The sequence below is a fragment of the Serratia sp. JSRIV006 genome, from assembly GCF_019968685.1.
Lineage (GTDB): Bacteria > Pseudomonadota > Gammaproteobacteria > Enterobacterales > Enterobacteriaceae > Chania > Chania fonticola_B.
The window spans coordinates 2,679,722-2,706,325 of sequence record NZ_CP074137.1; the positions used below are offsets into that span (position 1 = coordinate 2,679,722).

A 26,604-nucleotide genomic window follows, 5' to 3' on the forward strand; every position below is an offset into this window, starting at 1 on the left:
TCCCATCCTAGTCCTAGGCCGGAAAAATTACAGCGGTTTTGCGAACAATATTTTATTACTCCGCCAGGGCGAGAGGTTGCAACTGCGCCAGTAAATCGGCGATTTGCTGCTGCAACGCCTGTGGTGCGGTTTGCATTGGGGAACGAAGCTCGTTTTTTATCAGCCCCTGCTGCGACAGTGCCGCTTTAACCGGGCCTGGGTTCGGGTAGCTGAACATCTGCTGGATCATCGGCAGCAGGGTATAGAAATTGCTGCGTGCGGCGGCCAGATCCCCTTGCGCGACTTGTTCCACCAGAGCAACAAAGCGTTCCGGGTGCAGGTGTGCCGCAGCGGAAATTGCGCCACTGCCCCCCAGACATAGCGTGGTCAGGATCAGATGGTCTTCGCCGGTCAGCACGTCGATCTCGCCGTCGTGGATCAGCGCCATGGTGGCCTCAGGGCAGCCGCCACAATCTTTGATCGCCTTGATTTGCGGGTGACGGGCGAGTTGCCGCAGCGTTGCCAGCTCAAAGGTTGCTCCGGTGCGATAAGGCACATTATACAAAATCACCGGCACGCGAGAGGCATCGGCAAGGCGGGTAAAATACTCCACCAGGCCCGCCTGCGAAGGGCGAATATAGTATGGCGCGGGGATCAGCACACCGGCGATATCGCGCTGGTTGATGGCCTGCTGCATCTGCAAGGTGCTAGCCATGTTATTACCGGAAAGGCCCATGATCACCTGGCGGGCTGGCACCACTTCGAGAACGGCATCCAGCACCGCCAACTGTTCTTCTTTGCTCAGGGCCGCGGCTTCGCCGGTCGAACCGCAGACCACCACGCCAGCGACGCCTTTGGCGATCAGATGCTGAGCCAGCCTTTTGACTGCCGGGAAATCAACGTCGTCATGATTGAATGGGGTAACCAGTGCTACCCAAATACCGGAAAATGAAGCCATGTAAAACTCCTGCTGCGTGACCGACTAGGAGTCAGATGAAAAAACCAGAGAGGGGTATCGCGTTGCACACCATCCAGTCAGCTCATCTGACGGGACAGCGCGCCCCGGTCAAATGAGCGGCTGTTTCTTCGAAGTAAACGCCAAAGCTTCACCCACGGTCAACGCGGTTTGCTGCGGTGTGGCCTGTTGGATGAAAGGGGACATGGCGATCTCATAACCTGTGAATGTCCCCCGATAGTGGACAGGTCACGGTTAACTGTCAATGGATAACCGGATGATAATAGGGATATTAATAATGGCAGGGCGTAGATGAATCTGGCTTATCAAACAGAGACCCCGCCGAAACGGGGTCTGTGATCAACGATGTGGGCGCGTGCTGATGGAAGCAGTCCAACTGAAGGTGGCACCTGTTGGCTGTGCCCGGTTGGCTTTGCGTTCTGCGCGGGTCGCTTTGGCAATCTTTTCACGTGCGGCCATAATGCGATCGATGGCTTCGTCTTTAATTTTATTATGTTCGGAGTTGGTTAACTGGCGCTCGAGGTTTTTGCTTGCTCTGTCCAGATCGGTCTTTACTTCACGTTGTTCGCTTTCTGTCATCTCTTTCAGCGTTAGTCTCTTCATTTTGGCAACCTGTGTTGTGAAGTTGACTTTCAGTGTACAGCATTTATGGCAAAGATATTGCTCTGTAGTTATCAAACTTCTTCCAGCAGTTCGCTGAGAAAGCGGCGCATGCGTTGCGTGCGTAATGCCGCCATCCTTCGGCCTGCCTCAGTCTGAAACCCTTCCTGTAGTTTGAACAGCTTGGTTTCGAAGTGATCCAGAGTGAATCGCTTGTCATCATACTGGCGCTGTTGCGCCAGCGGGTCGGCGGCATCGTATAAGGCGCTACGCATGCGGCCACCGATGTAGAAACAGCGGGCAACGCCGATCATGCCAATCGCATCCAGTCTGTCGGCATCCTGCAGGATTTTGGCCTCCAGCGTTTGCGGGGGAATAGCGGCAGAAAAGCTGTGGGCTTCGATCGCGTGAGCAGTCTTGCTGATATCGCCAACAGACCAACCAAGGCTTGCCAGCGCGATGCTGGCTTTTTCTGCCGCCATGCGTGAGGCCAGGTGGCGCTGAGGAGAGTTTTTCTCTACCGCAACGCAGTCATGCAGCAACACGGCGGCACACAGAATTTGCTGGTCTCCTCCTTCATCCTGACTGATTTGGCGGCTATTTTTCCAAACGCGGTGCAGGTGGGCCACATCATGCGAGCCATCATCGCCCTCTAGCGTCAGAGGTAGTAGCTCTTGGGCTAATGCCTGAAACGGAGTGAAGGGTTGTAGCAGCTCTGGGGAGACAGTTGGAGAATGCACAAATCGATCCTTATCAATAGGCTGGAAGTGAGGAGGGATTACTCGTGGCGAGAGTTGCCGTATTTGTCGTCGTACTCACGCCGATAGCCGCGTGCTTTATTGCGATCGCGGATCCACAGATAGCCGCAAACCAGGGCCACCAGGGTTGAAAATGAAACATTACGCATATCCCGGTCATAATAAAACACCAACAATGCATCCAGCGCCGCCACCAGGGCAATCCACTTATACATGTGCGACTGCCGCCGCGTTGCGGCGTTAAGGCGTTTCAACTGTCTGGCTTCGTGCAAAACCGGCTTTTGCTGCATAGTCACTCATCATCAATCAGTCCAGTTGCTAAATTAGCAGATTATTCCCGACAGCGTCATAGCGGATAAGGGCTGTCATGTTACTTTCTGCATCGGTTTAAAAATCACGCGTTGACGGATTGAAATCGGCTAAAAACATGATAGGTTATTTATTCACTATTTCCGGTTTTATATTCAGTGGGTGGCGATGATTGTCAGAACCTGGCACGGCTGCGTGCCGCTACAACATCGGCAAGGATTTGCCGATCATTTGCATGTCACAGGCGTCAAGCATGCTAAAGCGATTGCGGGCAACCGTGGGGCTTTTGTCAGGCAAGAGGTGCAGGGAGACTATGCGCATTTCTTTCTGGCAACTTATTGGACCTCGCTGGAGGCCATCAAATGTTTTGCCGGTGAAGCCTATCAAGTTGCGGTCACTTATCCGGATGATGAAGCCTTCGCGCTGATCTCCGATCCTTACGTGTTTCACCATCAGGTTGATAAAATCGTCGAGCTTTAACCTCGGACTCAACGTTATGCAGGGGATTACGATGAACAGCAAAACAGTACGCCCAGAAGAGATCGTGCAACAGCAGCTTGATGCCTACAATGCCCGTGATATCGACGCCTTTATGGCCTGTTGGGCAGACGATGCGCTGTATTATCAGCATCCGGATACGCTGCTTGCCCGTGGTAAAGGTGAAATTCGTGAGCGTCATCTTGCCCGCTTCCAAGAGCCAAGCCTTTACGGTGAGCGTATCAAACGTATGGTGGTTGAGAATTTGGTCATAGACCAAGAGGTGGTCACGCGCAATTTTCCGCAGGGACGCGGGAAGATGGACGTTATTGCCATCTATGAGATTGAGCAAGGGAAGATCGCCAAGGCCTGGTTCAAGATTGGGCCTTGTGAACTGGATGAGGGCGCGTTATAGCGCCCCCTGATTTACAGTGCCAAAATGGCTTCGATCTCGACGTTCAAATCGGGCGAAAACAGGGCGCTGACGGCAACCAGAGAACTGGCAGGGAGTGCACCGTCCAGATAGTCGAACAGGACGTCACGAATGGCGGCCAAGTCGGCTATTTCGGTCAGAAAAACGGTGATCTTGATCAGTGATTTAAGATTGGTGCCCTCACTGGCAGCCACGGCCGCAAGTTGTTCCAGTATGGCGCGAGCCTGGTCTTGTACCGCTTGCCCCTGGGCTTCGGTGGCAAAGGCGGTCAGGCCAGAGACGTACAGCGTATCGGCGTGGCGTACCGCGTGCACATAGGGCCCACCCGGCTTAGGTAATTTTGCATAGTTGGTGCGTTTTAATGACATGATGACCCCACGAGATGACCAAGAGCACGCACTCATCAGCGCGTGCAGCCGAAAGTTTTGCAGGATGCTGCCTGGTAATACTATCATCCCAGGCAGTCGTTCACGCAATAAGGGTGCATAAGGGTGATCAACCAGGCATTTATTCCTTATCTGCAACGTTGGCAACTTGAGCCAGACGGGCCAGCGTTTGAAACCCACAGCAGCCTGTTGATGCCGGTACGCTATCAAATGATGCCCGCAATGTTGAAAATTGCCCGCGAACAGGAAGAAAAATTTGGCGGCCTGCTGATGTGCTGGTGGCGTGGAGAAGGTGCTGCGCGGGTGCTGGCCTGGCATGATGACGGCATTTTGCTGGAAAGGGCTATGGGGCCTTTGTCATTGGCACAACTGGTACGCAACGGTGAAGACCAACGGGCAACCGCTATTCTGTGCCAGGTTATTGCCCAATTGCATGCGCCGCGAGATGAGCCTTATCCCGAACTGATCCCCTTGCATCAGTGGTTTAACGCCTTATGGCCCGCAGCACAGGCTCATGGTGGTATGTTGCGTCTGAGTGCTACCGCTGCGGCAGAACTGTTGACCAGCCCAAGGGATCAAGGGGTGTTGCATGGGGATATTCACCATGACAACGTGCTGGATTTTGCCGAACGCGGCTGGCTAGTGATCGATCCCAAGCGTCTGTATGGCGAGCGTGGATTTGATTACGCCAATATCTTCTGCAACCCCAATTACGGTGTCGCCACCGATCCCGATATCTTCCATCGTCGCGTTGACCAGGTTTGCTCCTTGGCTGGTTTGGAACGTTACCGTCTGCTGCAGTGGATCCTGGCCTGGGCGGGGCTTTCCGCGGCCTGGTTTTTGGAAGATGGTGAGCCAGCGGATATCGATTTTCGTGTAGCAGAACTGGCAGCGCGTGCCTTGGGTATCGCGCTGCCGCAGGGTGATAGCGGATTTATCCTGCCAATCGTTGAGAGCCAATAGCGGGATTCAAGGCATTTTGCGCCGTGGTAATGAGAAAATAGCGTAAGCCAGTACACCGCCAATCAGTCCCCAGAAGGCAGCCCCCACGTTTAACAACGTCAGCCCGGAAGCGGTGATCAGAAAAGTGATCACCGCAGCGTCCCGCTGTTTATCATCCTGGAGCGCGCGTTGCAAACTACCGGCAATGGTGCCTAATAACGCCAGCCCGGCGATGGTATGGATCAAGGTTACCGGCAGCGCGCTGAACAGCATGCCAATGGTACCGCCGAACACCCCAGCTAACAGATAAAAGCCGCCGGCGGCCACGGCAGCCATATAACGGCGCTTGGGATCGGGATGTACGTCCGGCCCCATGCAGATGGCGGCGGTGATGGCGGCAATACACACCGTGAAGCCGCCAAAGGGGGCCAGCACCAGAGCCGTCAGGGCAGTCCAACTAATTAAGGGGGAAGTGGGAACGTCATATCCGCCGGCCTTGAGAGTGGCGATGCCTGGCGCGTTCTGCGAGGCCATCGTCACGACAAAGAAAGGAATACCTATGCCCAGCAACGTCGACAGCGTGAAGTGCGGAGCGATAAATTCCGGCTTGGCGAAGGACAGCGTTCGTTGGGTGAAATGAATGTTACCCTGTAACGCCGCGATGATCAGCCCGGCCAGCAACGTCAGAACGATCCCGTAACGTGGCAGATAGCGGCGGGTGAACAGATACACCAGGCACATGCCGGCGCTGAGTGAAAAATTGATCTGCAAGGAAGCAAAGGCATCTAACCCGAAGCGGAGCAATATGCCGGCCAGCATCGCTGCCGATATGGCCTGCGGGATATGATTCATCAACCTGGCAAACAGGCCGGTGACACCACACAGCAGGATTAGCCCGCTGGCAAAAATAAATACCCCGATGGCCTCATTGAGCGGGGTTCCAGGCAAGCTGGTGACCAGTAACGCGGCACCAGGCGTGGACCAGGCGGTGAGGATTGGCGTACGGTAATAGAGTGAGAGCCCCAACGAAGTGATACCCATACCTAGACCAAGCATGCTCAGCCAGCCGCCAATTTGTATCGGGCTAGCCCCTGCGGCAGCAGCGGCCTGGAAGATAATCGCTGCAGAACTGGTATAGCCGACCAGCACGGCGACAAAACCGGCAACGATGGCAGAAAAGGAGATATCACGTAATGAGAGTGCAGGACGCATAACCGCTCCCGAGTCAGTGTGCGTTATAACGTACGAATTGACGGAGCATAGCATCGTGCGTTATAGCGCACAAGGGGCTATAATCGCCGCAGGTTTATCAGGAGAACCGCTATGCAGGATCTTGCCAGCCATTTGGCGCAAACGCTGAAGTCATTACGTACGCAACGCGGTTGGAGCCTTAATCAGGCTGCCGAAAATACGGGCGTCAGCAAGGCTATGCTGGGGCAGATCGAACGGGGTGAGTCCAGCCCAACGGTGGCGACCTTATGGAAAATTGCTACCGGGTTTAACGTGGCTTTCTCTGCCTTTCTGGAAACGGCGCCGCTGCAACCGGCGGCTATGCTGCATCGTTATGGCGAGTTGCCAATCTTCAATCAAGACAATGCCGACATGCGTGTGGTGCCTCTGTTCCCATTCGACCGCCAACTGGGTTTTGATATGTTTGTGATCGACTTGGCTCCTGGCGCGCTCAGTGAATCCTCGGCTCATGAGCCGGGCGTGATTGAACATGTCATTGTCATTAGTGGCCAACTGGAACTGGCGATTAATGGCGAGTGGTACAGCCTTGCCAGCGGCGAAGCCATGCGTTTCCAGGCGGATTGCCCACATGCGTATCATAATGCCAGCGTAGAGCCGGTACGCATTCACGACTTGATCCATTACCCACGGATTTAATCGTAGCCGTGAATTTTGATGTGCAAAAAAGGGTGCTCACGGAACGTCTCCCAGCAAGTTACGGACGGGGCGCACCCCATCCGTGGGATCGCATTACCGCTGTTTCAGGCAAGACAGAATGGCGGCAATTTCCGTTGTTCCTTGCCTGACACGTAACTCACACAGCGAATCACGTGTTATCCAGGTGAATGCGATCAGCGTCACACAGATAACGATCAGGCATAAAACCAGCAGTTTTTGCGGCATTCTTAACCTCCTTGTCCCTTGATTTTGGGATTTTAAGAGGCTAACCTCACCTTGCTTAGGAGTGAGATCGGCCTCGGATTGATGTAAATCGGTCCGGGGCTTTTCTCTTTCCATCCTTTACCAAATGCTCCAGACGGAAAGATCCAGAGCACCCACCTGCAGTCTACTTAATACCCATGCTGTTGAATGCACTCGATTGTTCAGATAGCGAAGCGTTTCGCAATTTTTCTGTGCACCATAAAAAAACGCCGAAGCTAGGCTCCGGCGTTTTTGAGGTCAGGTTACAGCAGAGATTAGAGAGCTGCAGCTTTCGCTTTGGCTGCCGTATCTTCTGCGGTATCCAGCGTCATGCGGTACAGCTTCGGTGCGGTCAGCATCATCAGCACGGCGATCACCGCCGTGGCGATACCAATCTGCATAAACACGTGGCTATAGATAGCCAAAGAAGCATGCGCATCGTTAATGTCGCTTGGGACGGCGGTCAGACCCGCGACCTTACCGGCGATCAGCGCGGCGGCGGCGGTGGTCAGGAACCAGGAGCCCATGATAAAGCCCATCAGGCGCTGTGGCACCAACTGAGCCACCATAGCCAGGCCCAGACCAGAGATCATCAGCTCACCGATACTCTGCAGCGCATAGCTCAAGATTAGCCAGTTAACGGACACGATGCCCTGGTCGTTGGCGAAGCTTGCGCCCCACGGCAGCACCAGGAACGCCCCGGAGCACAGGATCATGCCGAAGGCAAACTTGTGCGGCATCGGCAGACGATCGCCCATCTTGTTATACAGCGCAGCGAGAATAGGGCTGGCCATCATGATCCAGAACGGGTTCAGTGCCTGATACTGCTCCGGTTCAAACGCGATCCCCAGAATATTGTGCTCAACGTTGTGGATAGCAAAGAAGTTCAGTGAGGTTGGCATCTGGCTGTACAACACGAAGAACACCACCGCTTCGAGCATCAGCAGGAAGGCCACGATCATTTTACGACGTGCTGCGCCGTGCAAGGCGAAGGTTTCCTTGGCGAACACGATGACGATACCCACAGAGATGATAGCCAGTGCCCAGCGCGCGATAATCTGGTTGTGCAGCAACCAGCTGGAAACCGCGATCAGTGCTACCACACCAACGATCACCATCAGCAGTTTTTTGACCTGCAGGGGCTTAAAGTCAGGTTTTGAACCGTATTGTTTAACCCAGCCGTGGCACATCATAAAGTTGACCAGGGTGATCAACATCCCCACCACGCTCAGTGAGAAGGCGACGCTCCAGCCATATTTGGCCGCAAGCCACGGGGTTGCCAGCATGGAGAAGAATGAACCGATGTTGACGGACATATAGTACATGGTAAATGCACCGTCCAAACGCGGATCGTCTTTCTCATAGCAGGTAGACAGCAGGGAAGAAGGGTTGGCTTTAAACAGACCGCTACCCACGGCGATGGTGGCCATCCCCAGATAAACCCAGAAGATATCATGACCAGAATAGGCCACCATGGCGTAACCGGCGGCCAGCACTATGGCCCCCAAGACGATCACACGCTTGGAGCCAAGAACTTTATCCCCCAGCCAGCCACCAATGGCCACGAAACCGTACACCAGCGCACTGAATGAGGAGAACAGCGTAATCGAGTCGGCTTCACTCAGGCCAAGCATCTTGACCAGATAGACTGCCATGATGCCTTGCAGACCGTAGTAGCCGAAACGTTCCCAGAGTTCAATCGAGAAGATCAGGTAGAAGGCCTTAGGTTGCTTAAACGCGTTAAGGCTAATGTTTTCCGAAGAATTGTTGTTTGCAGTTGACACTGGTACCTCTGGTTTTTTCACTACCCGTATTGTCAGGACGGGAAATAGCAGAATGTGATGCAGGGCTGCACACTTCTGCATTGTTATAGGATGAATGCCGGCGGTTAATGTTCACTATCTTTGTCAACGTGGCAAGCTTTTTGACATGTTCTGTTACATATAACATAGGCAGCGCTATGCAACTATGTTGCAAATGTTATGCAGTATTAACGTTTGCCATTTTTAAATTTGCCGAGTTTTTGTTTTGATTAAAAGCTATCCTGAATTAATTTAGTTATATCTTCTGCTATTTAAGCCATATCCAGTCCATACCAATGCTCATGATTGATTAGGCCTTGGTTTGTTGTGCATAAATTGGGTTATGCAAAATTTCTGAAAATGGACAGATCGGTAGTGAGGTTTGTAAATGAGATGTGATCGTCAAGACGTGAGGTTAACCACAATTTTTGACTAATTTTACGGTTGAAAATATCTGAAACAGCGAGTTTGTAGGGTAATCCCGGATTCCACCAAGGTTAATGCTGCCCGATGTCACATTTTTGATAAAAAACCGGAGGGAAGAGTCGCGGACACGGATCGCCGTGCCCGGTACTTTCAATCAAGCGGATAGACCTTCTCTTTAAACTCGCACAGGTCTTCGATAATGCATGAACCGCAGCGCGGTTTACGGGCGATACAGGTATAGCGACCATGCAGGATAAACCAGTGATGGCAGTCGACTTTAAACTCGGCGGGAACCACTTTCAGCAGCTTTTCCTCTACCTGCTCCACGTTTTTCCCTGGGGCGAAGTGGGTGCGGTTACAGACGCGGAAGATATGGGTATCAACGGCAATGGTCGGCCAACCGAAGGCCGTGTTCAACACTACATTGGCCGTTTTACGCCCCACGCCGGGCAGGGCTTCGAGTGCTGCGCGATCTTCCGGCACTTCACCGTCATGCTTTTCCAACAGAATACGGCAGGTTTTGATCACGTTCTCGGCTTTGCTGTTAAACAGGCCGATGGTTTTGATGTATTCTTTGACGCCGTCTACCCCTAACGCCAGCAAGGCCGCTGGCGTGTTGGCAACCGGGTAGAGCTTGGCCGTGGCCTTGTTAACGCTGACGTCGGTTGCCTGAGCGGAGAGCAGCACGGAAATCAACAGCTCAAAAGGTGTGGTATACACCAGCTCGGTGGTCGGATGCGGGTCGTTATCCCGCAAGCGGGTCAGGATCTCCAGGCGTTTCTCTTTATTCATAGCGCTTTCTCTGCGTGTCCCTGTTCCATGTTAGCTTCAACTGCCAAGGCCTTGGCTTTACGCGCCTTCATTTTTTCATCAATCAGATATTTGGTTGCCAGCATCAAGCCCAGACCGATAAAGGCACCTGGTGGCAGCATGGCCAGCAGGAAAGGGGTGTCGAAATGGACAATCTCAATGCGCAACACCTTGGCCCAACTGCCTAGCAGCAGGTCAGCGCCATCAAATAGCGTACCGTTACCAATCAGCTCGCGTAGCGAGCCCAGCACAAACATGGCACTGGTGGCACCAAGGCCGATAGCCATACCGTCGATCAATGCCAGTCCTACCGGTTTTCGCGCCGCTACTGCTTCAGCCCGGCCCACCACGATGCAGTTGGTGACGATCAGCGGGATAAAAATCCCTAACGACTGATACAGGCCGAAAGCGTAGGCGTTGATCAGCATCTGCACGATACTCACTGCGGCGGCAATGATCATCACATAAATCGGAATGCGGACCTCGCTCGGGATCCAACGGCGCAGGGCGGAGATGGAACCGTTGGTAATGGTCAGCACCAGTGTGGTAGCCAGTCCAAGCCCCAAGGCGTTGGTGGCAGTTGACGTTACCGCCAGCAGCGGACACAGCCCCAATAATTGCACTAACGCAGAGTTGTTTTTCCACAACCCCTGTACGATTAACTCTTTGGCTTCACTCATTCGCTGGCTCCGCAGGCAGGCAAAGTATCCAGTTTAGGCGGCAGCGTCTCCATAAACAACGCTGTACGACGCACGGCGTTGACCACCGCTCGCGGGGTGATGGTGGCCCCAGTGAACTGATCAAACATGCCGCCGTCTTTCTTCACTGCCCAACGTTTATCATCCGGGCCGTCGATCTTTTTACCGCTGAAGAAGGTGATCCAGTCGGTGATACGTAATTCGATTTTGTCGCCCAGCCCAGGCGTTTCGTGATGTTCTATTACGCGGGTTCCCAATACCGTGCCGTTAAAATCGGCCCCGACCAGCAGTTGGATCGCCCCAGAATAACCGTCTGGCGCGGTCGTTTCCAACGCGGCTGCCACCAGTTGACCATTTTTGCGGGCCAGATACAGATGGTGCGGCGCGCCATTGCCTAAAGCCGGATCGCTGACTAGCAGGCATTCGCTCTGCATATCATTGTCATAATGTTCCGGCGGGACGACCTGGTCCAGCAACGCTTTTTGTTGCAACGCCGCCTGATGTGCAATGGTGGTTTTGGTTAACTGGTACACCACGGCGGTCAGGCCGGTGGTGACCGCGGCAAACACGGCCAGTGTGGTGCCATGCTTTCTCATGGAATTAAGCATAATGACTCCTCAACGGTGGCCATACACGCGTGGCTGCGTGTAGTGATCGATCAACGGTACGGTAATGTTGGCCAGCAGTACGGCAAAGGCTACCCCGTCGGGATAACCGCCATACACGCGGATCAGCCAGACCAGCAAGCCAACCAGGCCGCCGTATATCAGCCGACCTTTGGGCGTAGTAGAGGCACTGACCGGGTCGGTGGCAATAAAGAAAGCCCCGAGCATAGTGGCCCCGGAAAACAGATGGATCAACGGGGAAGCCTGATGGGCCGGATCCAACGTCCAGGCCAATCCTGAGCACAAGGCAATGACGGCCAACATGCTGAACGGGATTTGCCAGTGGATCAGCTTACGGCCCAGCATAAACAGGCCGCCGAGCAGGAAGCCCAGGTTAATCCACTGCCAGCCGATACCGGCCAGGGTGCCACCGAACAGCGGTTGCTGGAGCACTTGCTCGACCGAGTGGCCGCTGCGTAGGCCGGTTTTAAAACCGTCTAATGGCGTGGCCTGGCTGATGCCATCGACGCCTATCTGCAATTCGTGCAGAGTGGCCCCCTGGGCAGTGTGGCCGCTGAAAATAGCTAGCAGGGTATCTGGCAGGGTCAGGGCGGTTGCGCGCAGCTCTTCCGGCGGTAACCAACTGGTCATCTGTACCGGGAAGGAGATTAACAGCACCACGTAACCCACCATGGCCGGATTGAAAGGGTTTTGCCCAAGTCCGCCGTATAGCTGTTTGGCGATCACAATGGCGAAAAAGGTGCCGATAACGATCATCCACCAGGGAGCTAGAGGTGGCAGGCTAATGCCCAGCAACAGCGCAGTGAGCAGGGCGGAATTATCTGCCAGCCGAGCCTTGACTGGCTGTTTACGTAGCGCAAGAATGGCGGCCTCGGACCCGAGGGCGGTCACCATGGCCAGCGCGGTCTGAACAAGGTTGCCATAGCCAAAGAACCATAGCTGTGCTGCCATGCCGGGAATGCAGGCCAGCATCACCCAAAGCATGATGCGGCTGGTGCTTTGCTGGTTATGGGTAAACGGAGAGCTGGCGATGTGTAAGCCCTTGGGGGCTGCCTGTTGTACCGGCCTGAACTTCATAGAATAACTACCATTTCTTTGCCATGTTAATCAGTGCATTCACGGTGCGGGCACCGGGGGAAATTACAGCGCTGCATTCTACCTCAATCATATGCCGGGTAATACGTGCTAATCATAAGGATATTCAGCTTTTGCGGTGAGAAAAAGCCAGGCTGGGTGTAAAACGTGCAGTATGGGTTGTCATACTGATGATCGAGCTGCTATTTTTGGACTGCTTGGCGCACGGAATAACAACTTTCATATAATTAACGTAGGTTACTATCCTGAGCATTTTTGAAGTAGCGAACAATTAATAATGACTAATGAAGATATTTTATTTATTGAAGAACTGATTGAATGGGTCGAAATTCATCTGGAGACTCGGCCAAATCTGGATGAAGTTGCGCGTATCTCCGGCTACTCCAAGTGGCACCTGCAGCGCAAGTTCAAGCGAATCACCGGTATCCAGCTCGCCACCTATATTCGCTCACGCATTCTTACCCGTGCGGCGGTCGCGCTGCGTATCAGCAACCGTACGATTATCGATATCTCCGATGAGTTGGGCTTTGATTCACAGCAGACCTTTACCCGGATGTTTAAGCAACGTTTTGGCATTACGCCAAACCGCTACCGTACCATGGAAAAATGGGACGTGAAGAGCCTGATGCCGCGCTTCGACTTCGAAGCCGTGTATGAGGCAGGTTTTTATCCGGAGATACAACGGCTGACGTTACCTGATACGCACCTGGTCGGTTTTATGCGTGAGATGGAATTTGATACTGCCCAAGAGATGGCTATTTCTTCCTGTATCGCCATGAAGGGGGAAATCTTTAATGACTTCTTCAAAGGGCTGAATATGGAGTGCCACAAGGTTTACAGCATCCATTCTGCCAATGAGCGTGGCGAAGGCGAGTGTTCAGTCACGCATACTATGGCGGTGGAGCCGGAATTCAAGAAGGACATCCTTTCTGGCCACAAGATTGAAGATATTCGCTTGCCAGCGCGCGAGTACATCGCGATTACCCATCAGGGGACGGCCAAAGAGTGCGTGAAATTTATCTCTTACCTGATCTCGCACGTGATGCCAGGGCTGCGCAATGAAGTACGCGGAAGTGTTGAGATGGAGATAATCGAAGCTAAAGCGTGGAATCAGGATGCCAAACTGCGGCAGATCGATGTCAATTACACCTACCTGATTTCTATCGATTAAGTGGGGCCTTACGTTCGGCAAGACCCCCATACCGCTTACTCTTTATCTACCGTAGCTAGCTGTTGTGCGGCCTTTTTAGCTTTGACTCGGGCCAATGCTGCGGCAACGGCAGCCTTGCGTTGATCCTCCGGTTCAGCCGTTGGGATAGGTTCCTCGTCAACTAGTGGTTGAGAACGCTCAGCTTGCTGCGCCGCTTTTTTGGCTTTGACTCGGGCCAGCGCGGCAGCAACGGCAGCCTTGCGTGGATCCTCCGGCTCAGCCGTAGGGATAGGTTCCTCGTCTACTTGCGGTGGTGAAAGCTCGGCTTGCTGCGCCGCCTTTTTCGCCTTCACGCGGGCTAATGCTGCCGCTACTGCAGCCTTACGAGGATCCTCTGAAGCTACCGTTTCCGCCACGCTCTCTGCGTCTTGTGCCTGCGCCGCTTTCTTGGCTTTGACTCGAGCCAACGCCGCAGCCACGGCCGCTTTACGCGGGTCCTCCTCTTGCACCGCTGTCGCCGCAGGCATTTCGCTTGCTCGCTCGAGCTTGCGCTCTCTGGCCTGTGCCTTACGCGCTTCGCGGGCAGCTATGGCAGCGCTGTTATCCGGCTCCTGGCCACTGATAGCAATGCCAGCAGCCTCACTGTTTTTGCTGCGCACGCGAGCCAAAGCCGCCTGGACGGCATCTTGATCGCTGTCGGTCAGTTTCACCGCGGCCTTTTTATGACGCTCTTCGCGCGCCAGCTTCTCACGTTCTAAACGGGCCAGCTTGGCTTCATAACGTGCCTTGGCTTCGGCGGTACGTGCCGCTTCCTGATCCAACGCGTTAATCTCAGCCTTCTCTTGGCGATAATATTGCACCAGCGGAATATTGCTGGGGCAGACGTAGGCACAGGCACCACATTCGATACAGTCGAACAGGTTGTGCTTACGCGCCTTCTCGTGCTCTTCGCCACGGCTGAACCAGTAAAGCTGCTGCGGCAACAGCCCGGCAGGGCAGGCATCAACGCACAGGCCACAGCGGATACAGGACTGCTCTGGTTCTTGTACGGCCATTTCGTCAACCGTCGGGGCCAGTAAGCAGTTGCTGATTTTGACGATCGGCACGTCTAACGTTGGCAACGTAAAGCCCATCAGCGGGCCGCCCATTACCACCATCTGTTGGGATTGAGGTTGATAGCCGCCAAAGGCCAGCAGGTGTTGCACTGGCGTGCCGAGGCGCGCCCAGACGTTGCCTGGTCGGCTCATGGCCTCACCGGTTAAGGTGACGACACGTTCAATCAACGGCTCGCCATCGACAATCGCCCGCTTGATGGCAAAGGCGGTGCCCACGTTCTGCATCAGCACGCCGATAGTGGACGAACGCTTGCCGTGAGGCACTTCTTTGCCCGTCAGAATTTTGGTTAACTGCTTGGCACCACCGGAAGGGTATTTGGTGGGGATCACCCGCAGGGCGATGCCATCCTGCCCGCGCAAAGCGGCTTTCAGCGCGGCGATGGCTTCCGGCTTGTTATCTTCGATGCCGATCAACGTCACTTTGGGTTGTAACAGGTGGCGCAGGATCTGGGTGCCTTCGATAATCTGAGCGGCCTGTTCCTGCATCAGCCGGTCGTCGGCGGTGATATAGGGCTCGCATTCGGCAGCGTTGAGGATCAGGGTTTCCACCTCTTCACGGCCACCTTGCAGCTTACTGGCCGTTGGGAAACCCGCACCCCCCAGTCCGGCAATCCCGGCCTGATGAATACGTTGGATCAGCTCTGCCGCATCCAGTTGGCGGTAATCGGCGACCGGCGTCAGTTCGCACCAGCGATCTTCACCGTCGGGATCGATAATCACGCACAGTTCCGCCAGCCCTGAAGGATGGGCGGTAACGTGAGGTTCAATGGCGCGGATGGTGCCCGAGGTTGGTGCATGTACCGGCAAGGTGCGGCCACGGCCAAAGGTCAGTGGTTGGCCTTTCAGTACGTGGTCACCGGCTTTGACGCACAGCTCACCTTCTGGTCCCAGATGCTGTTGCAAGGGGACGATAAAAATGTCGGGCAGGGGAGCCACGCGCAGTGGCACACCGCTGGACTGGGTCTTCATTTCGGGTGGATGAATGCCACCGTCAAAATCCCAAATCCGATCTTTTTTCAAAGCGGCGAACAGATTAAACATGTTGCTCCACGGGGATCACTTGCACCGGAATGGTTTGCATATCCCACTTCCAGCTGGCGGTCGTGGTGGCGACCGGTTTCATTTCAATACAATCGGTTGGGCAGGGCGCAACACACAGATCACAGCCGGTACAGAGATCGGTAATGACCGTGTGCATGGCGCGGGTGGCACCCACGATGGCGTCCACCGGGCAGGCCTGAATGCACTTGGTGCAGCCGATGCAGTTGGCTTCGTCAATAAAGGCGACCTTACGCACCGGCTCTGCCACGGCGGCACCGCCGTCCAGCGGTTGTGGCTCGACGTTGAGTAATTCGGCCAGCTTGAGCATCACCTGCTCGCCACCCGGGGCACATTTGTTGATCATCTCGCCATTGGCAACCGCTTCGGCATAGGGGCGGCAGCCGGGATAACCGCATTGGCCACATTGGCTCTGCGGCAGAATTTCGTCGATCTGTTCGGCAACCGGATCTTCTTCCACTTCAAAGCGGCGTGCGGCAAAACCCAGCACCAGGCCAAACAGCAATCCCAAGGCGCTTAATGCCGCCACCGCAATCCACAACGCAGTCATTAGAATCTCACCAGCCCGGTAAAGCCCATAAAGGCCAGAGACATCAGGCCAGCGGTGATCAAGGCGATAGAGGAACCACGAAACGGCGCGGGCACATCGGCGACCGCCAGGCGTTCACGGATGGCGGCAAACAGCACCATCACCAATGAGAAGCCTGCGGCGGCACTAAAGCCATAAACCGCAGACTGCAGGAAGTTGTAGCCAAGGTTGACGTTGAGCAACGCCACGCCTAATACAGCGCAGTTGGTGGTGATCAGCGGCAGGAAAATCCCCAGCAGGCGATATAGAGCCGGGCTGGTTTTACGCACCACCATTTCGGTGAATTGCACCACGACGGCGATCACCAGAATAAAGGACAGCGTGCGCAGATAAACCAGATCCAACGGGATCAGGATAAAGCTGTTGATTAGCCAGGCGCAGACCGAGGCCAGCGTCATCACGAATGTGGTCGCCATGCCCATGCCGATGGCACTTTCCAGTTTCTTGGAAACGCCCATAAAGGGGCACAGGCCCAGGAATTTCACCAGGACAAAGTTGTTCACCAGTACGGTGCCAACAAACAAGAGCAGGTATTCGGTCATTGCAATGCCTAAAAAAATAAAAGCCGCCTATTATCGGTAATCGGCGGCGTAACGACAACATACTAATCGCAAGGGTATTGCGCTTTTTTGCCTGTTTTGTTGAAAATTTACACAGCAGGGCGATCAAATCGTGCCTTGCCGTGGTTACTTCTCGGTGAAGGTGCCTTTCACGCGCTGGGAACGCTTAAAATAGGGCACCAGCAGGGCGGCCATCACCAACGGCCATAGCAGGCTACGCACGGCAAGTTCATCGGGCACGGGGGCAAAGGCGAAAGCCTTGATCGCCAATAGCACGGTGATCAGCAGCCAGACCAGGAACAGCTTTGGAAAACGTTGTGAACGCTGGCAGAACAGCCACAGCAGGTACAGCGTAAAGCACCACATTACCAGCGTGGTGAGCACCGATAAATACCACTGCGTGGAGAAAGCCTGAGCATTGGTGCTCAGATACTCGCGTGATTCCGGCATAAAAATGGCCATACCGTACAGGGCCAACATCAGGCTGGCGCTGAGCAGGGTAACGATCAGATAGGCCATCGGGGCTAGCAGCCAACCGCCGATGCGCGAATATTCAGCTTGGGTCATACGAGATCCTGAGTGGTATTCCAACGAAGTAAGCGGCATAGCTTACTCAAATATGTGCCAATGCGCGAGGAGAAGGCGATTTCGTTGGCCTAACCTATAAAAATGTTAGTCAGGTTGGGTCGCTGCAGGTAATGGTGCAACAGGTGAGAGTCATACAGAACGCCGACACGCCGTGAATCCATCCCTGGAGGCTCGTATCGCGCATCCCTGCGCTCAACGGTCGGCTAACCTGCAATGACTCCCACCTGCCTCAAGCTCGGGTGTTGCGGTATTATGTCCAGTAACAATGGGAATGTGATTAACGTTCCGCACCGTTGCTGGCGATCAGCTTCTGGTACCAGAAGAAGCTTTTCTTACGCTGGCGTGCCAGATCCTTGTTGTGGTCAACGTAGATAAAGCCGTACTGTTTCTGGAAACCGTTGAGCCAGCTCAGCAGATCGATAAACGACCATGGATAATAACCTCGTACGTCAGCCCCCTGTTTGATAGCGTCTTCAATGGCACCAATGTGCTGGCGCAGATAGTCGATGCGATCGTCATCCACCACTTCACCGTCGATAATCGGATCTTTGGCTCCCAGACCGTTCTCGGTGATGTAGATAGGGATATCGCCGTAACGCGCCTTGATATTCATGATGCCTTCGGTGAGGCCCTGCGGATAAATTTCCCAGTCCCAATCGGTATACACGCCGTTCGGGTTGCGGACGAACTTGAACAGCCCCTTAAAGCCGAATTCGTTACCCTGCTGGTGGCCGCTGCCTTTCTCACCGGTGGTGTTGATGGTCAGATGTGACTCTTGATTATTGGCCGCGATGGTTTCACGTTTGTAATAGTTCAGGCCAATAAAGTCACAGATATTGTCGCGCAGTAGTTGTTCATCACCAGGGGCGAATTGCGGCACGCCCCACAGCGCCTGAGTCTGTTCTAGCAGTTCAGCCGGATATTCCCCTTTCAGCACAGGATCGTACAGCCAGTGGGTAAAGATCCCTTCGGCCAACTGATAGGCCGCCAGATCTTCCGCTGATTGGCTGAGCGGGGTATGGGTTTGCAACACGTTGACGAAGCCGATTTGGCCGGCAATGCCGCTGGTACGGAATGCGGCTACCGCTTTAGCGTGGGCTACAAAGACGTGGTGACAGGCCTGGATCGCACGTGCCGGGTTCTGTACGCCCGGTGGGTGGCCGCCGGTGATGTAACCGAAGCCGATAAAGCACACGGTTTCATTGAAGGTAGACCACAGTTTGACGCGATCGCCGTAACGTTGGTAACACAGGCGGGCATACTCTTCAAAAGCCTCCGCAGTGCTGCGTGCTTCCCAACCGCCTTCATCTTGCAATGCCTGCGGCAGATCCCAGTGGTACAGGGTGATCATCGGTTCAATGTTGTGTTCCAACAGGGCATCAATCAGATCGCTGTAGAATTTGACCCCGGCCTCATTGATGGTGCCCCGGCCCTGTGGCAGCAGGCGCGGCCAGGAGATTGAGAACCGGTAGCTCTGCATCCCCATTTCGGCCATCAGCGCCACGTCCTCACGGAAGCGGTGATAGTGATCGACGGCAACGTCGCCGTTAGTGCCTTGGTAAGTGGTACCCGGCAGGTGGGAGAAGGTATCCCAGATGGATGGGCCTTTACCGTCGGCATCGTGTGCGCCTTCAACCTGATACGCCGCGCTAGCCGCGCCCCAGAGGAACGCTTTCGGGAAAGCAGACATAACTATTCTCTCTATACGTTAAATATTGAGTCTAGTTTAGGTCGAGTTGAAATGAGTTTGCAACCGGTTTCTGAAACCGGTTGCAGTTTTTGCGGGAGCGTTTAGCGACGGTTGATTTGGTAGTAGGTTTCATTCCAGCGGATTTCGTTCTTGAACGCTGGTAGGGTGGTGTCGTTGTCGATCAGCAGGAATTCGATGTTGTGCATCTCGGCATACAGGCGCAGGTAGTCGGCGTTTAGTGACTGTGAGAACACCGTGTGGTGCGCACCACCTGCCAGGATCCAGGCTTCTGCGGCCGTAGCCAGGGAAGGCTGAGCGCGCCAGATCGCCCGGGCCACCGGCAGCTTAGGTAATGGTTTAGGCTGCTCAATAGTATCAACCTGATTGACCAGCAGGCGGAAACGATCGCCCATATCGATCAGGCTGGCATTCACCGCCGGGCCTGCCGGGGTAGAGAAGATCAGGCGGGCCGGGTCGGCCTTGCCACCGATGCCAAGATATTGAATATCCAGCAGTGGCTTCTGTTCTTTGGCAATGGAAGGGCAGACTTCCAGCATATGGGACCCCACCACCAAATCGTTGCCCGGCTGGAAGTTGTAGGTGTAATCCTCCATAAACGAGGTGCCGCCATTTAAGCCGCTGCCCATCACTTTCATAATGCGCAGCAGGGCCGCGGTTTTCCAGTCGCCCTCACCGGCAAAGCCGTAACCTTGCTGCATCAGGCGCTGTACCGCTAAACCTGGCAACTGCTTCATGCCGTGCAGCGTTTCAAAGTTGGTAGTGAAGGCGTGGAACTTGCCCTGTTCGAGGAAACGTTTCATGCCCAGTTCGATGGCGGCTGCATCAATCAGGTTCTGCCGTTTGGCCCCGTTAACTTTTGCTACGTCGCTCAGCTCATAGCTGGCTTCGTACTCTTCGATCAGAGCATCGATATCGCCCTTGCTCACTTCATCGATCACGCTAACCAAATCGCCGATGCCATAAGCATCCACGGAATAACCAAACTGGATCTGCGCGGCCACTTTATCGCCATCGGTCACGGCGACCTGGCGCATGTTGTCACCAAAACGCGCCACCTTCAGCTGTTGGCTTTCCTGTTTGGCACAGGCAACACGCAGCCATTGAGCGATTCGTTCCTGGGCATTTTTATCTTGCCAGTGGCCCGCGATTACGCTGTGCTGCTGGCGCATACGGGCACCGATAAACCCGAATTCGCGGCCACCGTGGGCGGTCTGGTTCAGGTTCATAAAATCCATATCCATGCTGTCCCACGGAACCTCAGCATTAAATTGGGTATGGAACTGGAGCAGCGGTTTATCGAGAATAGACAGGCCGGCAATCCACATTTTGGCCGGTGAAAAAGTGTGCAGCCAGGTGATGATGCCGACACAGTCCTGGTGATAGTTGGCATCACGGCAAACGGTGGTGATTTCGTCCGGCGTGGTGACCAGCGGTTTTAGCACCATCTTCACCGGTAAACCTGCGTCGCGGTTCAGGCTGTTCACGACCTGCTCGGCATTTTCCATCACCTGTTGCAGGGTTTTGGGGCCATAAAGATGCTGGCTGCCGATCACGAACCACACTTCACGTTGCTTAAAGATGTTCATCAAAAACTCCTGGATCTAGAGGTTTTATTGAGCCGAGGGGGGTGCCCCGGCATATTAATTTTTGGTGATTGCGGCAAAGCGCGGCTCTGCGGCCTGGCACCACTGCTGATAGCGTTCATAAAGTTGTTGGTAGCGCGCGACGTTTGCGGGATCGGGCTGCAAAGTACGTTCAATACTACAAGCCATATGCAGCTGAGCTTGCGGAACGTCGCTGAAATGCCCTGCGGCTACGGCGGCAAAGATGGCCGCACCCAACGCGCAGCACTGGTCGGAGGCGACAATCTGTAGCGGACGATCCATCACATCGGCGCAAACCTGCATAATCACCGGTGACTTGCGGGCAATACCGCCCAAAGCCAGCACGTTATCGACGGGAATGTCCTGCTGTTCGAAGCACTCCATGATGGCGCGGGCGCCAAATGCCGTTGCGGCGATAAAGCCACCAAACAGCGTGGGCGCATCGGTGCCGAGGTTGAGATCGGTGATCACGCCTTTCAGGCGTTGGTTGGCGTAGGGGGTGCGGCGGCCATTGAACCAGTCCAATACCACTGGCAGATGGTCAAGAGACGGTTTTTTGGCCCAGGCGGCGGTCAGGGCGGCCAGCATGTCATGCTCGATTTGTTGCAGCTGTGTCTGGAGTTGCGGCTGCGTCTTGGCGGCTTCACGCAGTGGCCAGCTCAGCAGGCGGCTGAACCAGGCATACATATCGCCAAAAGCGGATTGCCCGGCCTCCATCCCGATGGTTTGCGGCACCACGCTGCCGTCCACTTGGCCGCAGATGCCGCTGATGGCGCGATCGCCCACGCGCTCACGATCGGCGATCAGAATGTCGCAGGTCGATGTGCCAATCACCTTCACCAGCGTATAAGGCTGCGCACCGGCTCCCACTGCCCCCATATGACAGTCAAAGGCGCCCCCGGACAGCACCACGCTTTCTGATAGCCCAAGCCGTGTGGCCCACTCCTTGCTCAGCGTCCCTACCGGCAAATCGGCAGTGTAGGATCCGTTGAACAGTGGATAGGGCAAATCTTCCACCAGCATCGGATCCAGGGCCGCAAAGAAGGCTTTCGGTGGCAAACCGTCCCAGTCTGGATGCCACAGCGTTTTATGCCCAACGCTGCAACGTCCGCGCTTTAACCGATCCGGTGCCGTAGTGCCAGAAAGCAGTGCCGGTACCCAGTCGCATAGCTCAACCCAAGAGGCGGCTGCGTGGCGTACCGCCTCGTCCTGGCGTGAAACGTGCAAGATTTTGGCCCAGAACCACTCAGAGGAATAAACGCCGCCGATATAGCGCGAATAATCGGGGAAATCACCACGGCGACAAAGCTGGTTAATTTCCTCCGCCTCCTCGATGGCGGTATGGTCTTTCCACAACACAAACATGGCGTTGGGATTGCTGGCAAACTCTGGCCGCAACGCCAACACGTCGCCATGTTCATCAATCGGGGCGGGAGTGGAGCCGGTGGAATCTACCCCAATCCCGACCACGCTCTGCCGCTGTTCCTGGCTCATGCGCTGCACCACGGCGACGATGGCTTGTTCCATGGCTTCGATATAGTCGAGTGGATGGTGGCGGAACTGGTTCTGCGCGGCATTACAGAAATCACCACGCTGCCAGCGAGGGTAGTAGACCACCTCGGTATCCAGTTCGTTACCGTTTTGACAGTCGACAGCCAGTACCCGCACTGAATCGCTGCCGAAGTCTAATCCCAGGGCAATAGCACCTGCCGTCATGATGCGGACTCCTTACTTGTTAGGTTGAGATTAACGATAGGAGCGGGACGGGGAGGCAGGTGAGGAAGCATTGGCTGGAAGTATGCACTTTTCTGCTTGCTACAGTGATTTTGTGATGGGGGTCAAAAGTTATCACTTGGTTAAATTTGCTAAATGTATGCACATATCTGCTGTTATCTCGGGATGTGATAGCGCTCTACATTTAACTAACAAATACCGGCTAAAACTGTTTGCGTCTTACCTGAGTCGACGGCAATAAGCGAGATGCAAGGCCATTGCCGTGACAGGATCTCATAATGATAACGTTTTCACGGCGGCCCGATTTTTCTGCCGATGGAAGCAAAACAGCGGAGAGTACCATGCATAAATTCACTAAGGCGTTGGCAGTGATCGGTCTGACGGCGGTTATGTCACATTCAGCTATCGCAGAGACCATGAAACTGGGTTTTTTGGTTAAACAGCCAGAAGAGCCCTGGTTCCAGACCGAATGGAAATTTGCCGACAAGGCGGGTAAAGACCTGGGGTTTGAAGTGATCAAGATTGCCGTGCCGGACGGCGAGAAAACCCTCAATGCCATCGACAGCCTGGCGGCCAGCGGGGCCAAGGGATTTGTTATCTGCACCCCAGACCCAAAACTCGGCTCGGCGATTGTCGCCAAGGCACGCAGCTACGACCTGAAAGTGATCGCGGTTGACGACCAGTTTGTTAATGCCAAAGGCAAGCCGATGGAGAGCGTGCCGCTAGTGATGATGGCGGCCACCAAGATAGGTGAGCGCCAAGGTGCAGAGCTGTGGAAAGAGATGAACAAGCGTGGCTGGAAAGTGGCAGAGACCGGCGTAATGGCGATCACCTCCGATGAACTGGACACGGCACGCCGCCGTACCGGTGGCTCGATGGACGCATTGAAAACTGCGGGTTTCCCAGAACAGCAGATCTACAAGGTACCAACCAAATCCAACGATATTCCAGGGGCGTTTGATGCCGCCAACTCGATGCTGGTGCAGCATCCTGAAGTGAAAAACTGGCTGATCGTCGGGATGAACGACAACACCGTATTGGGCGGCGTGCGTGCCACCGAAGGTCAGGGCTTTAAAGCGCCTAACGTGATCGGCATTGGTATCAACGGCGTTGACGCGGTAAGCGAGCTTTCCAAGAAACAGGCAACCGGCTTCTACGGCTCACTGCTGCCAAGCCCGGATATTCATGGCTACAAGAGCATTCAGATGCTGCATGACTGGGTAGAGAAAGGCGTGGAACCAGAGAAATTCACCGAAGTGACCGACGTGGTGCTGATCACCCGCGACAACTTCCAGGTGGAACTGCAGAAAAAAGGCCTGATGTAAGGGGCGTGCCGCCTGTACCAAGCGGGCGGCTATTTATCGCACAGCATTGAGGAAAGCACTATGACTGCCGTCACGCCCTATCTGGCTTTTAAAGGCATCGGTAAAAGCTTCCCTGGCGTCAAAGCGCTGGATGATATCAGTTTCAGCTGTCAGGCCGGGCAGATCCACGCACTGATGGGGGAAAACGGCGCCGGGAAATCGACGCTGCTGAAAATCCTCAGCGGCAATTACGCCCCAAGCAAAGGGGAGATCCACCTCCAGGGGCAAGCCGTAAAGTTTGCCAATACCACCGACGCATTGAACGCCGGGGTGGCGATTATTTACCAGGAACTGCATCTGGTTCCGGAAATGACCGTGGCAGAGAACATCTACCTGGGCCAGTTGCCGACCAAACATGGCCTGGTGGATCGTAAACTGCTGCGTTATGAATCCCGCTTACAGCTGGAACATCTCGGGTTGGATATCGATCCGGATACCCCGTTGAAGTATCTGTCGATTGGTCAGTGGCAGATGGTGGAGATTGCCAAGGCTCTGGCGCGTAACGCCAAAGTGATTGCGTTTGATGAGCCGACCAGTTCGTTGTCGGCACGTGAAATTGAGCAACTGTTCCGGGTGATCCGCGAGCTGCGGGCCGAAGGGCGAGTGATCCTGTATGTCTCACACCGGATGGAGGAAATCTTTGCGCTGAGTGACGCCATCACCGTGTTTAAGGATGGCCGCTATGTGCGCACCTTCGACGATATGCAACAGGTAAACAATGAAGTGCTGGTACAGGCGATGGTGGGCCGCGATCTTGGCGATGTCTATGGCTATCAGCCACGCGAGCTGGGAGAGGTGCGGTTGCAACTGACCGAACTGCAGGCCGTTGGGGTGAAAACGCCTATCAGCCTTAACGTACGCGCTGGAGAAATTGTTGGCCTGTTTGGTCTGGTGGGTGCAGGGCGCAGCGAATTGATGAAAGGGATTTTTGGCGCTACGCGGGTCACTGCGGGCCAATTGATGCTTGATGGCAAGCAGCTTGATGTCCGTTCACCGATCGATGCTATCCGTGCGGGCGTAATGCTGTGCCCGGAAGATCGTAAGGCCGACGGCATCATTCCGGTGCACTCGGTGCGCGACAATATCAACATCAGCGCACGCCGCAAAAGCATCAAGGCGGGCTGCCTGATTGATAACGCCTGGGAAACCAGCAATGCCGATCACCATATCCGCGCGCTGAATATCAAAACCCCCACTGCCGAACAGCTGATCATGAACCTCTCCGGTGGCAATCAACAGAAGGCGATCCTGGGCCGCTGGCTGTCGGAAGAGATGAAGGTGATCCTGCTGGATGAGCCGACACGCGGTATCGACGTTGGCGCAAAACACGAAATCTACCACGTGATTTATCAGCTGGCGCAGCAGGGCATTGCGGTGCTGTTCGCCTCCAGCGATTTGCCCGAAGTGCTGGGGCTGGCGGATCGCATCATCGTGATGCGTGAAGGGGCGATCTCTGGCGAGTTGACCCATAGCGAGGCCACTGAGGAAAAAGCCCTCAGCCTGGCGATGTTACGTACCCCCGATATTGCTTCGGCGATAGCCTGATTGTGAAGGAGCAAGAGATGTCGAGCATGACAACCAATTCTGTGAAAAACCGCGGTGGCCTTGGGTTGGCGCGTATCTGGGACAGCTATGGCATGCTGGTGGTATTCGCCGTGCTGTTTGTCGCCTGCGTGGCGTTTGTGCCGAATTTTGGCAGTTTTATCAATATGAAAGGTCTGGGGCTGGCGATCTCCATGTCCGGGATGGTGGCGTGCGGTATGCTGTTCTGCCTGGCCTCGGGTGATTTTGACCTGTCGGTGGCGTCGGTTATCGCCTGTGCGGGTGTCACCGCGGCTGTGGTGATCAACATGACCGAGAGCCTGTGGATCGGCGTGGCTGCCGGTTTGCTGTTAGGTGTGCTCTCTGGGCTGATCAATGGTTTTGTGATCGCCCGGCTGAAGATTAACGCGCTGATCACCACGTTGGCCACCATGCAGATCTTCCGCGGCTTGGCCTATATCATTTCCGATGGGAAAGCGGTGGGGATCGAAGATGAGCGGTTCTTTGCGCTCGGCTATGCCAACTGGTGGGGGCTGCCTGCACCGATTTGGATCACTATCGGCTGTCTTATCCTGTTTGGTTTCCTGCTCAATAAAACCACCTTTGGCCGTAATACCCTGGCTATCGGTGGCAACGAGGAGGCGGCTCGTCTGGCCGGGGTGCCGGTAGTGCGTACCAAGATCATCATCTTTGTGCTTTCCGGACTGGTATCTGCCGCTGCGGGCATTATTCTGGCTTCGCGTATGACCAGCGGCCAGCCGATGACCTCCATCGGTTATGAGCTGATCGTGATCTCCGCCTGCGTGCTGGGGGGCGTTTCGCTCAAAGGCGGCATCGGCAAAATTTCCTACGTTATCGCCGGGATCCTGATCCTGGGTACGGTGGAGAACGCCATGAACCTGCTGAACATCTCGCCGTTCTCGCAGTATGTGGTGCGCGGCGTGATCCTGCTGGCCGCGGTGATTTTTGACCGCTACAAGCAACAAGCGAAGAGCAGGGCGTGAAGACCCATCACAATTTTGTGATTGCTATGAGCAGCATTTTGCCGAATGGGTAAACTTGCTATAGGTGGATAGTGTTTTGTCGTTTATTCAGCAATCTCTATTTTCCCCTCACCCCA

The 26,604-nt window shown here is 54.8% G+C and carries 27 protein-coding genes; 8 read left to right on the plus strand and 19 right to left on the minus strand.

The annotated features are described in order from the left end of the window. Positions 1-55: 55 nt before the first annotated feature. The 4 genes from dapA to KGP16_RS12465 form a co-directional block, all read right to left on the minus strand. Positions 56-937 carry a 4-hydroxy-tetrahydrodipicolinate synthase gene (gene dapA, locus KGP16_RS12450; protein ID WP_021804539.1) on the minus strand — a complete coding sequence of 294 codons (882 nt, stop codon included), beginning with the start codon at positions 935-937 and terminating at the stop codon, positions 56-58. 357 nt (positions 938-1,294) lie between these two features. After that, a complete protein-coding gene (locus tag KGP16_RS12455) occupies positions 1,295-1,558 on the minus strand; it encodes a DUF3811 domain-containing protein (protein ID WP_021178074.1) in 264 nt (87 codons plus the stop codon). 71 nt (positions 1,559-1,629) lie between these two features. Then, on the minus strand, positions 1,630-2,295 hold the full coding sequence (locus tag KGP16_RS12460; protein ID WP_021804538.1) for an HD domain-containing protein: 666 nt from the start codon (positions 2,293-2,295) through the stop codon (positions 1,630-1,632). Between the two features lie 38 nt (positions 2,296-2,333). Then, positions 2,334-2,603: a hypothetical protein gene (locus tag KGP16_RS12465; protein WP_115158447.1), complete on the minus strand. Its 270-nt coding sequence runs from the start codon at positions 2,601-2,603 to the stop codon at positions 2,334-2,336. A gap of 187 nt (positions 2,604-2,790) precedes the next feature. On the opposite strand from KGP16_RS12465, the gene KGP16_RS12470 reads away from it, so the two are divergent. Continuing rightward, on the plus strand, positions 2,791-3,102 hold the full coding sequence (locus KGP16_RS12470) for a hypothetical protein (protein ID WP_059200721.1): 312 nt from the start codon (positions 2,791-2,793) through the stop codon (positions 3,100-3,102). A gap of 31 nt (positions 3,103-3,133) precedes the next feature. Further along, positions 3,134-3,514 carry a nuclear transport factor 2 family protein gene (locus KGP16_RS12475; protein ID WP_021804535.1) on the plus strand — a complete coding sequence of 127 codons (381 nt, stop codon included), beginning with the start codon at positions 3,134-3,136 and terminating at the stop codon, positions 3,512-3,514. 11 nt (positions 3,515-3,525) lie between these two features. Here the strand turns inward: KGP16_RS12475 and KGP16_RS12480 are convergent, their stop codons facing one another. Next, entirely contained in the window at positions 3,526-3,903 is a 378-nt protein-coding gene (locus KGP16_RS12480) for a RidA family protein (protein ID WP_037374920.1), read from the minus strand. A 123-nt stretch (positions 3,904-4,026) separates the two neighbouring features. Between KGP16_RS12480 and KGP16_RS12485 the strand changes: the two genes are divergently transcribed. Beyond that, positions 4,027-4,881 (plus strand): aminoglycoside phosphotransferase family protein, encoded by an 855-nt coding sequence (locus tag KGP16_RS12485; RefSeq protein WP_037374919.1) that lies wholly within the window; start codon positions 4,027-4,029, stop codon positions 4,879-4,881. 6 nt (positions 4,882-4,887) lie between these two features. Here the strand turns inward: KGP16_RS12485 and KGP16_RS12490 are convergent, their stop codons facing one another. Further along, on the minus strand, positions 4,888-6,072 hold the full coding sequence (locus tag KGP16_RS12490) for a benzoate/H(+) symporter BenE family transporter (RefSeq protein ID WP_179251504.1): 1,185 nt from the start codon (positions 6,070-6,072) through the stop codon (positions 4,888-4,890). Positions 6,073-6,183: 111 nt separating this feature from the next. Between KGP16_RS12490 and KGP16_RS12495 the strand changes: the two genes are divergently transcribed. Next, on the plus strand, positions 6,184-6,747 hold the full coding sequence (locus KGP16_RS12495) for a helix-turn-helix domain-containing protein (RefSeq protein ID WP_059200724.1): 564 nt from the start codon (positions 6,184-6,186) through the stop codon (positions 6,745-6,747). 93 nt (positions 6,748-6,840) lie between these two features. On the opposite strand, the gene KGP16_RS12500 is transcribed toward KGP16_RS12495, so the two are convergent. From KGP16_RS12500 to rsxD, 6 genes are all read right to left on the minus strand, one after another. Further along, complete coding sequence (locus KGP16_RS12500) at positions 6,841-6,993, minus strand: Hok/Gef family protein (RefSeq protein WP_059200725.1); 153 nt, start codon at positions 6,991-6,993, stop codon at positions 6,841-6,843. A 293-nt stretch (positions 6,994-7,286) separates the two neighbouring features. Further along, positions 7,287-8,795 (minus strand): dipeptide/tripeptide permease DtpA, encoded by a 1,509-nt coding sequence (dtpA, locus tag KGP16_RS12505; protein ID WP_074031407.1) that lies wholly within the window; start codon positions 8,793-8,795, stop codon positions 7,287-7,289. A gap of 594 nt (positions 8,796-9,389) precedes the next feature. Next, on the minus strand, positions 9,390-10,031 hold the full coding sequence (gene nth, locus KGP16_RS12510) for an endonuclease III (protein WP_021804529.1): 642 nt from the start codon (positions 10,029-10,031) through the stop codon (positions 9,390-9,392). Beyond that, complete coding sequence (locus tag KGP16_RS12515) at positions 10,028-10,729, minus strand: electron transport complex subunit E (RefSeq protein WP_059200728.1); 702 nt, start codon at positions 10,727-10,729, stop codon at positions 10,028-10,030. The genes nth and KGP16_RS12515 overlap by 4 nt, the downstream gene beginning before the upstream one ends. Beyond that, positions 10,726-11,355, minus strand: coding sequence for an electron transport complex subunit RsxG (gene rsxG, locus KGP16_RS12520; RefSeq protein WP_021804527.1), 630 nt, complete (start codon positions 11,353-11,355; stop codon positions 10,726-10,728). Before rsxG ends, KGP16_RS12515 begins: the two co-directional genes overlap by 4 nt. Before the next feature lie 9 nt (positions 11,356-11,364). Beyond that, positions 11,365-12,450 carry an electron transport complex subunit RsxD gene (gene rsxD / locus KGP16_RS12525; protein WP_218519402.1) on the minus strand — a complete coding sequence of 362 codons (1,086 nt, stop codon included), beginning with the start codon at positions 12,448-12,450 and terminating at the stop codon, positions 11,365-11,367. Between the two features lie 295 nt (positions 12,451-12,745). Between rsxD and KGP16_RS12530 the strand changes: the two genes are divergently transcribed. Continuing rightward, complete coding sequence (locus tag KGP16_RS12530) at positions 12,746-13,639, plus strand: helix-turn-helix domain-containing protein (protein ID WP_218519401.1); 894 nt, start codon at positions 12,746-12,748, stop codon at positions 13,637-13,639. Between the two features lie 35 nt (positions 13,640-13,674). Here KGP16_RS12530 and rsxC read toward each other — a convergent pair whose 3' ends face one another. From rsxC to KGP16_RS12565, 7 genes are all read right to left on the minus strand, one after another. Continuing rightward, entirely contained in the window at positions 13,675-15,774 is a 2,100-nt protein-coding gene (rsxC, locus tag KGP16_RS12535) for an electron transport complex subunit RsxC (RefSeq protein WP_218519400.1), read from the minus strand. Then, positions 15,767-16,342 carry an electron transport complex subunit RsxB gene (gene rsxB / locus KGP16_RS12540; protein WP_021804523.1) on the minus strand — a complete coding sequence of 192 codons (576 nt, stop codon included), beginning with the start codon at positions 16,340-16,342 and terminating at the stop codon, positions 15,767-15,769. Before rsxB ends, rsxC begins: the two co-directional genes overlap by 8 nt. Beyond that, positions 16,342-16,923 carry an electron transport complex subunit RsxA gene (gene rsxA / locus KGP16_RS12545; protein ID WP_021178056.1) on the minus strand — a complete coding sequence of 194 codons (582 nt, stop codon included), beginning with the start codon at positions 16,921-16,923 and terminating at the stop codon, positions 16,342-16,344. The genes rsxB and rsxA overlap by 1 nt, the downstream gene beginning before the upstream one ends. A gap of 144 nt (positions 16,924-17,067) precedes the next feature. Continuing rightward, a complete protein-coding gene (locus tag KGP16_RS12550) occupies positions 17,068-17,508 on the minus strand; it encodes a DUF2569 domain-containing protein (RefSeq protein ID WP_021178055.1) in 441 nt (146 codons plus the stop codon). A 298-nt stretch (positions 17,509-17,806) separates the two neighbouring features. Then, positions 17,807-19,219: a glycoside hydrolase family 1 protein gene (locus tag KGP16_RS12555; protein WP_021804521.1), complete on the minus strand. Its 1,413-nt coding sequence runs from the start codon at positions 19,217-19,219 to the stop codon at positions 17,807-17,809. Positions 19,220-19,320: 101 nt separating this feature from the next. Continuing rightward, complete coding sequence (araA, locus tag KGP16_RS12560; protein WP_223501397.1) at positions 19,321-20,826, minus strand: L-arabinose isomerase; 1,506 nt, start codon at positions 20,824-20,826, stop codon at positions 19,321-19,323. A 54-nt stretch (positions 20,827-20,880) separates the two neighbouring features. After that, positions 20,881-22,560, minus strand: a complete 1,680-nt coding sequence (locus KGP16_RS12565; RefSeq protein WP_223501400.1) for a ribulokinase — start codon at positions 22,558-22,560, stop codon at positions 20,881-20,883. A 359-nt stretch (positions 22,561-22,919) separates the two neighbouring features. Between KGP16_RS12565 and KGP16_RS12570 the strand changes: the two genes are divergently transcribed. Genes KGP16_RS12570 through araH form a run of 3 tightly spaced genes read left to right on the plus strand, consistent with a single transcriptional unit; the run spans position 22,920 to position 26,488 of the window. Beyond that, positions 22,920-23,903, plus strand: coding sequence for an arabinose ABC transporter substrate-binding protein (locus tag KGP16_RS12570; protein WP_037374918.1), 984 nt, complete (start codon positions 22,920-22,922; stop codon positions 23,901-23,903). Positions 23,904-23,963: 60 nt separating this feature from the next. After that, complete coding sequence (araG, locus tag KGP16_RS12575; protein WP_223501402.1) at positions 23,964-25,487, plus strand: L-arabinose ABC transporter ATP-binding protein AraG; 1,524 nt, start codon at positions 23,964-23,966, stop codon at positions 25,485-25,487. Positions 25,488-25,504: 17 nt separating this feature from the next. Beyond that, positions 25,505-26,488, plus strand: a complete 984-nt coding sequence (araH, locus tag KGP16_RS12580) for an L-arabinose ABC transporter permease AraH (RefSeq protein ID WP_021178049.1) — start codon at positions 25,505-25,507, stop codon at positions 26,486-26,488. The last annotated feature ends 116 nt before the right edge of the window (positions 26,489-26,604 follow it).

What these genes read in the sequence shown, in the direction of transcription:
- dapA (WP_021804539.1), bottom strand. Translation starts at nt 937, where the DNA reads ATGGCTTCATTTTCCGGTATTTGGGTAGCACTGGTTACCCCATTCAAT.
- KGP16_RS12455 (WP_021178074.1), bottom strand. Translation starts at nt 1,558, where the DNA reads ATGAAGAGACTAACGCTGAAAGAGATGACAGAAAGCGAACAACGTGAA.
- KGP16_RS12465 (WP_115158447.1), bottom strand. Translation starts at nt 2,603, where the DNA reads ATGCAGCAAAAGCCGGTTTTGCACGAAGCCAGACAGTTGAAACGCCTT.
- KGP16_RS12470 (WP_059200721.1), top strand. Translation starts at nt 2,791, where the DNA reads ATGATTGTCAGAACCTGGCACGGCTGCGTGCCGCTACAACATCGGCAA.
- KGP16_RS12475 (WP_021804535.1), top strand. Translation starts at nt 3,134, where the DNA reads ATGAACAGCAAAACAGTACGCCCAGAAGAGATCGTGCAACAGCAGCTT.
- KGP16_RS12490 (WP_179251504.1), bottom strand. Translation starts at nt 6,072, where the DNA reads ATGCGTCCTGCACTCTCATTACGTGATATCTCCTTTTCTGCCATCGTT.
- KGP16_RS12495 (WP_059200724.1), top strand. Translation starts at nt 6,184, where the DNA reads ATGCAGGATCTTGCCAGCCATTTGGCGCAAACGCTGAAGTCATTACGT.
- KGP16_RS12500 (WP_059200725.1), bottom strand. Translation starts at nt 6,993, where the DNA reads ATGCCGCAAAAACTGCTGGTTTTATGCCTGATCGTTATCTGTGTGACG.
- nth (WP_021804529.1), bottom strand. Translation starts at nt 10,031, where the DNA reads ATGAATAAAGAGAAACGCCTGGAGATCCTGACCCGCTTGCGGGATAAC.
- KGP16_RS12515 (WP_059200728.1), bottom strand. Translation starts at nt 10,729, where the DNA reads ATGAGTGAAGCCAAAGAGTTAATCGTACAGGGGTTGTGGAAAAACAAC.
- rsxG (WP_021804527.1), bottom strand. Translation starts at nt 11,355, where the DNA reads ATGCTTAATTCCATGAGAAAGCATGGCACCACACTGGCCGTGTTTGCC.
- rsxD (WP_218519402.1), bottom strand. Translation starts at nt 12,450, where the DNA reads ATGAAGTTCAGGCCGGTACAACAGGCAGCCCCCAAGGGCTTACACATC.
- KGP16_RS12530 (WP_218519401.1), top strand. Translation starts at nt 12,746, where the DNA reads ATGACTAATGAAGATATTTTATTTATTGAAGAACTGATTGAATGGGTC.
- rsxC (WP_218519400.1), bottom strand. Translation starts at nt 15,774, where the DNA reads ATGTTTAATCTGTTCGCCGCTTTGAAAAAAGATCGGATTTGGGATTTT.
- rsxB (WP_021804523.1), bottom strand. Translation starts at nt 16,342, where the DNA reads ATGACTGCGTTGTGGATTGCGGTGGCGGCATTAAGCGCCTTGGGATTG.
- rsxA (WP_021178056.1), bottom strand. Translation starts at nt 16,923, where the DNA reads ATGACCGAATACCTGCTCTTGTTTGTTGGCACCGTACTGGTGAACAAC.
- KGP16_RS12550 (WP_021178055.1), bottom strand. Translation starts at nt 17,508, where the DNA reads ATGACCCAAGCTGAATATTCGCGCATCGGCGGTTGGCTGCTAGCCCCG.
- KGP16_RS12555 (WP_021804521.1), bottom strand. Translation starts at nt 19,219, where the DNA reads ATGTCTGCTTTCCCGAAAGCGTTCCTCTGGGGCGCGGCTAGCGCGGCG.
- araA (WP_223501397.1), bottom strand. Translation starts at nt 20,826, where the DNA reads ATGAACATCTTTAAGCAACGTGAAGTGTGGTTCGTGATCGGCAGCCAG.
- KGP16_RS12565 (WP_223501400.1), bottom strand. Translation starts at nt 22,560, where the DNA reads ATGACGGCAGGTGCTATTGCCCTGGGATTAGACTTCGGCAGCGATTCA.
- KGP16_RS12570 (WP_037374918.1), top strand. Translation starts at nt 22,920, where the DNA reads ATGCATAAATTCACTAAGGCGTTGGCAGTGATCGGTCTGACGGCGGTT.
- araG (WP_223501402.1), top strand. Translation starts at nt 23,964, where the DNA reads ATGACTGCCGTCACGCCCTATCTGGCTTTTAAAGGCATCGGTAAAAGC.
- araH (WP_021178049.1), top strand. Translation starts at nt 25,505, where the DNA reads ATGTCGAGCATGACAACCAATTCTGTGAAAAACCGCGGTGGCCTTGGG.